A 5,075-nucleotide genomic window follows, 5' to 3' on the forward strand; every position below is an offset into this window, starting at 1 on the left:
TGCACCTGTACGTGGCGGAGGAAGGCCGGCGCGCCGACTACGCCGCCCTGCTGGCCACGCCGCGCGCCGGAGCCCGCATCCATGCCTGCGGACCGGCGCGCCTGCTGCACGGCCTAGAGGCCGCCAGCCGCCACTGGCCCGAGGACAGCCTGCGCGTGGAGCACTTCGTCTCCACCGTGGGGGCGCTGGACCCTGCCAGGGAGCAGGGCTTCGAGGTGGAACTGCGCGCCTCGGGCCTTGTGGTGCAGGTGCGCAACGACCAGACGCTGCTGGACGCCCTGCGCAGCGCGAAGATCGAAGTGCAAAGCGACTGCCGGGAAGGGCTGTGCGGGTCCTGCGAAGTGCCCGTGCTCGAAGGCGAGGTGGACCACCGAGACATGGTGCTCACGCGCGGCGAGCGCGCGGCCTGCACCAAGATGATGAGCTGCTGCTCGCGCGCCAGGAGCGGCAGGCTGGTGCTGGGCCTGTAGACAGGGCTCCGCTGCCCTGTGCCCGCAAGCCCGGCGCCCAGATGCCTGGCGCCCAGAAACACAAAAGCCCCAAGGCCATCATCGGCAAATGGGGCGATCGCATCGGTGGGCGCGCTTCGGGGCGCACCTGCCTCCAACCGGATTACTGGTTGGCGATTTCGAGCTCGGCGTTGCGGGCTTGCTGGATGAAATCGATCAGGGAATAGATTGCTTGGCGCATGGTGAACTTCCTTACTGAGACGCTCAACAATCACTGGCGGCATGCATCTCAAGTGCCGCGAATGCCGGGAAAACCCTCTAAGCGTTTACCCTAGGTCTAAGTATAAACCACTAGATCCCGGCGTGCAAACGCACAGTTGTAAGCGCACGTCAAGATTCCGCAGAGGTGCCCAACTGCGTCCCAATGTCAGGCATGGGATGATTCAGGCTTATGACCGCGCCTTCCGTTTCCCTCGCACCCTGGCACATAGAGCCGCTGAACCCGGCCGAGGCGCCGTGGCCGCTGCTGCTGTCGGCGGACCCGTCGCGGGAAAAGGTGCGCGGCTATCTGGCGGGCTCCACCTGTTTTGCCGCGCGCGAGTCCTTCCAGCGCGAAGGCCAGCCGCCGCGTCCCGGCGGGCGCGGCGAGGTATTGGGCATGTGCGTGCTGGTGCCGCTGCGCGCCAGCGGCGACGAGGCCTCAGGCCCACCCGCCTGGGAGCTGATGAACATCGCGGTCGCGGAATCGCTGCATCACCGGGGCCTGGGCACCGCCCTGCTGCGCCAGGCCATCGCCTGGGCGCGCTCGCAAGGTGCTCCCCGCATCGAGGTCGGCACCGGCAGCTTCGGCGACCAGCTGGTCTTCTACCAGCGCGCGGGGTTTCGCGTGACGGGAATCGTGCGTGACTTCTTTCTGAAGCACTACACCACCCAGCTGTGGGAGCGCGGCGTGCAGCACCGCGACATGCTGCGCCTGACGCTGGAGCTGGGCACGGGCCGCTGAACGGCCGCCCCGCTCAGTCCGAAGACATCTTCATCAGCACCAGGCCCGAGACGATGAGCACGGCCGCGCCGATGCGCATGGCGCTGACCTGCTCGCCCAGGACCGTGATGCCGACCAGGAAGGCGCCCACGGCGCCGATGCCGGTCCAGATCGTGTAGGCCGTGCCCAGCGGCAGGCTGCGCATGGCCACGGCCAGCAGGCCGAAGCTGGCGATCATGGTGACGATGGTGATGGCGCTGGGCACCAGCCGCGTGAAGCCGTGCGATTGCTTCATCGAAAACGCCCAGACCACTTCGAGCAGCCCCGCCACCAACAGATAGACCCATGCCATGGAAAACTCCTTGTGAAGCCGGGTCGTCCCGGCGCATGCATGTCCCGATGTGGGGGAGGCCGTCCTCCTGGCAGAAGGGCTTGTGCCTCCTGCATGGCCGCCAGTTTAGGAGAAAGCCTTCAAGCCGGCCGCACCCAGCCTGTTGCCCCATTGCCGCCTGGGTGGTTGCTGCACAACAGCGGCCAGGGCGTCAGGCGGCCAGTGCCTCTTCCTGTTCAGCCAGCAGGATGTTGCCCACGGTGGCGCCCAGGCCGGCCACGCGCTTGCGCAGCTTGAGCACGGCCTTGTCCTTGCTGATCAGCAGCGCCTGGTGCTGGCTGGCCAGGTCCAGGAAATGCTGGTCGTCGGGGTCGGTGCAGGCAAAGCGGATGCGCGGCGCATCGGCCACGTATTCGACGGCTCCGTCGAAGGCCGAGAGCACGCCTTCGGCCGTCTTGCCGTAGAAGGCCACGCGCGGCGCGATCTGGCTGTAGTGCAGCACGCGTTCGAGCTCGATGCGCTGGGCCTGGTCGGCGATCCAGCGCATCTGCCCCTGCTCCACCAGCTCGCGGATCGGCGGAACATGCGGATCGTCGAAGATCAGCATGTCAAGGACCACATTGGTATCGAGCACCACGGGCCGGGGCAGGGGACCTTCGTAGCCGTCGTTGCACTGCGGCCAGCGCAGCACGATCTTCATGGCGCGGCGCCCTCTGCCGGGCCTTCGGCGGCCTTTCTGGGCTTGACAGCGCCACGGACCATGTCGAAGCGGAACAGCCGGCACTCGATGGGGCCGTTCCACATGGGCGTGCGCCGCGCTTCCTTCAGGCGCATCTTGCCGGGCAGCTTGAGGTCGGGCGTGAGCATCCAGGCGCTCCAGCCGCTGTAGTTCTTCTTCCAGTGGGTGGCCAGCTGGCTGAAGAATTCCACGCCGTCCTCGGTCTGGGCCGTCTCGCGGCCCGCGCGCTCGACCACTTCCATGCGTTCGCCGGCGCTGCGGCCGGCCGAGCCGGCTGCGGCAATGCGCTCGCCATAGGGCGGGTTCAGCAGCATCAGGCCGGGCTGCTCGCAGGGCGGCATGCGCTGCAGCGCGTCGCCACCGCGCAGTTGCACGGTCTGGCCCACGCCAGCGCGCTCGGCGTTGCGCTGGGCAAAGTCCACCATGCGGTGGGACACGTCGGAGCCATAGATGGCCACGGGGCTGTCGGGCAGGATGGCGGCCTCGGCCTCGTCCAGCATGGCTTCCCACACATGCCTCTGGAAGGGCACCAGCTTCTCGAACGCGAAGCGCCGCAGAATGCCGGCCGGAATGCGGCGTGCAATCTGCGCGGCCTCGATCAGCACCGTGCCGCTGCCGCAGCAAGGGTCGTACAGCGGCTGGGGATCGTCGCCGTGCGGGTCCCAGCCCGTGGCGGCGATCATGGCCGCGGCCAGGGTTTCCTTGAGCGGCGCATCGCCCTTGTCCTCGCGCCAGCCGCGCTTGAACAGCGCCTCGCCCGAGGTGTCGATGTAGATGGTGGCCTCGTCGGTCGTCAGGTGCAGGTGCACGCGCACGTCGGGGTGGCGCGTTTCCACGTCGGGGCGCACGCCCTTCCTGTCGCGGAAGCGGTCGGCAATGGCGTCCTTGACGCGCAGCGCCGCAAAGTTGAGGCTGGTCAGCGGGCTGTGCTGGGCCGTGACTTCGATCTTGAAGCTCTCGCGCGGGGAGAACCAGATCTCCCAGGCCACTTCGCTGGCGGCGCGGTACAGGTCGTTTTCGTTGCGGTACAGGGTCTGCGACAGCTGCACCAGCACGCGCTGGGCCAGACGGCTGTGCAGGTTCAGCAGCAGGGCGTCGCGCCACAGGCCGCGCACCATCACGCCGCCACGGCCGACCAGGAGGTCGTGGCCGCTCAGGCCGGTGATCGCGTGGACCTCGTCGGCCAGAAATCCCTCGACGCCGGCGGCGCAGGGCAAAAACAGATGCAGTTGGTTCATAGCTTGGGTGCCGAGCATACGCGCACCGCGATTCCCCGCGCAGGCGCCAGCCGAAACCCGCTTGCCTGCGCTTCGGCCCGGGCCTACAGTGGAAGCAACCGCGAGGGAGAGCACCATGAAGACTCGAACCACGCCCGTCCACACGGATTTCCTCGGCGCCACGCAGGCCGCACGCCTGGTGGCGCAGGTCGGCGTCGCCGCCTGCCTGGCCGGCCTGGCCGATGCCATCGAGCAAGACTTCGCGCGCTGGCCCGATTTCGAGAAATCGGCCCGCATCGCCCACCATTCGCCCGGCGGCGTGATCGAGCTCATGCCCGTGTCCGATGCGCTGGACTACGCCTTCAAGTACGTCAATGGCCATCCAGACAACGCCGACCGGGACCTGCCCACGGTGATGGCATTCGGCGCCCTGGCCGACGTGGCCACGGGCCTGCCGGTCTTCCTGTCCGACCTGACGCTGGCCACGGCGCTGCGCACCGCCGCCACCTCGGCGCTGGCCGCGCGCCGGCTGGCGCGACAGGGCTGCCGCAGCATGGCGCTGATCGGCGCAGGATTGCAGTCCGAATTCCAGGCCCTGGCCTTCACCCACCTGCTGGGCGTGGAGCGGCTGCGCATCTTCGACATCGACGTCCAGGCCATGCGCAAGCTGGTGGACAACCTGGGCCATGCAGGCATTGCCGCCCAGCGCATCACCTGCTGCACCAGCAGCGCCCAGGCGCTGGAAGGCGCCGACATCGTCACCACGGTCACGGCCGCCAAGCGCCGCGCCTGCGTGATCGCCGATGCCGATGTGCGCCCCGGCACCCACATCAATGCCGTCGGCGGCGATTGCCCCGGCAAGACCGAACTGCCCGTGGAGTTGCTGCGGCGCGCGCGCATCTTCGTGGAGTTCACGCCCCAGACGCGCGTGGAAGGCGAGCTGCAGCAGCTGCCCGCCGACGCGCCCGTGACCGAGCTGTGGCAGGTCATCAATGGCCTGGCGCCGGGACGCGGGCACGACACCGAGATCACGCTGTTCGACTCCGTGGGCTTTGCGCTGGAAGACTATTCGGCCCTGCGCTGGTTGCGCGCGCTGGCCCACGACACCGGGCTGATGCAGTCGATCGACCTGGTGCCTTCGCTGGCCGACCCCCGCGACCTGTACCGGCTGGTGCGCGAGGCCGGGCAGGCAGAACGCGGCTTTGGCTGACACGGGGACTGCATACCATGGGTCCCATGAGCATGAACACCCATACGACCCCGCAGACCGCACGCGCCCTGAGACTCATAGGCGTGCCCACCGACATCGGCGCCAGCCGCCTGGGCAGCGCCATGGGCCCCGACGCGCTGCGCGTGG

6 protein-coding genes and 1 pseudogene are annotated in these 5,075 nt (G+C 68.5%); 4 read left to right on the forward strand and 3 right to left on the reverse strand.

Translation table 11 applies throughout. The features are described 5' to 3' along the window. Positions 1 to 470 (forward strand): flavin reductase family protein (locus L995_RS00955; RefSeq protein ID WP_047468256.1); only part of this gene is annotated, 470 nt, incomplete at its 5' end. Positions 471 to 900: 430 nt separating this feature from the next. Then, positions 901 to 1,452 carry a GNAT family N-acetyltransferase gene (locus L995_RS00960; protein WP_017406990.1) on the forward strand — a complete coding sequence of 184 codons (552 nt, stop codon included), beginning with the start codon at positions 901 to 903 and terminating at the stop codon, positions 1,450 to 1,452. 13 nt (positions 1,453 to 1,465) lie between these two features. Here L995_RS00960 and sugE read toward each other — a convergent pair whose 3' ends face one another. The 3 genes from sugE to L995_RS00975 all read right to left on the reverse strand — a co-directional run bounded on the left by sugE (position 1,466) and on the right by L995_RS00975 (position 3,739). Then, positions 1,466 to 1,783 carry a quaternary ammonium compound efflux SMR transporter SugE gene (gene sugE / locus L995_RS00965; protein WP_013804742.1) on the reverse strand — a complete coding sequence of 106 codons (318 nt, stop codon included), beginning with the start codon at positions 1,781 to 1,783 and terminating at the stop codon, positions 1,466 to 1,468. A 190-nt stretch (positions 1,784 to 1,973) separates the two neighbouring features. Next, a complete protein-coding gene (locus L995_RS00970; RefSeq protein ID WP_016454612.1) occupies positions 1,974 to 2,462 on the reverse strand; it encodes a putative toxin-antitoxin system toxin component, PIN family in 489 nt (162 codons plus the stop codon). Continuing rightward, complete coding sequence (locus L995_RS00975) at positions 2,459 to 3,739, reverse strand: THUMP domain-containing class I SAM-dependent RNA methyltransferase (RefSeq protein WP_047468261.1); 1,281 nt, start codon at positions 3,737 to 3,739, stop codon at positions 2,459 to 2,461. Before L995_RS00975 ends, L995_RS00970 begins: the two co-directional genes overlap by 4 nt. A 115-nt stretch (positions 3,740 to 3,854) precedes the next feature. On the opposite strand from L995_RS00975, the gene L995_RS00980 reads away from it, so the two are divergent. Both L995_RS00980 and L995_RS32665 read left to right on the forward strand, forming a co-directional pair. Further along, complete coding sequence (locus L995_RS00980; protein ID WP_047468263.1) at positions 3,855 to 4,928, forward strand: ornithine cyclodeaminase; 1,074 nt, start codon at positions 3,855 to 3,857, stop codon at positions 4,926 to 4,928. Between the two features lie 17 nt (positions 4,929 to 4,945). After that, a pseudogene (locus L995_RS32665) lies at positions 4,946 to 5,075 on the forward strand (arginase); the annotation flags it as partial.

This window comes from Delftia sp. ZNC0008 (assembly GCF_000799035.1).
Classification (GTDB): domain Bacteria; phylum Pseudomonadota; class Gammaproteobacteria; order Burkholderiales; family Burkholderiaceae_C; genus Comamonas; species Comamonas tsuruhatensis.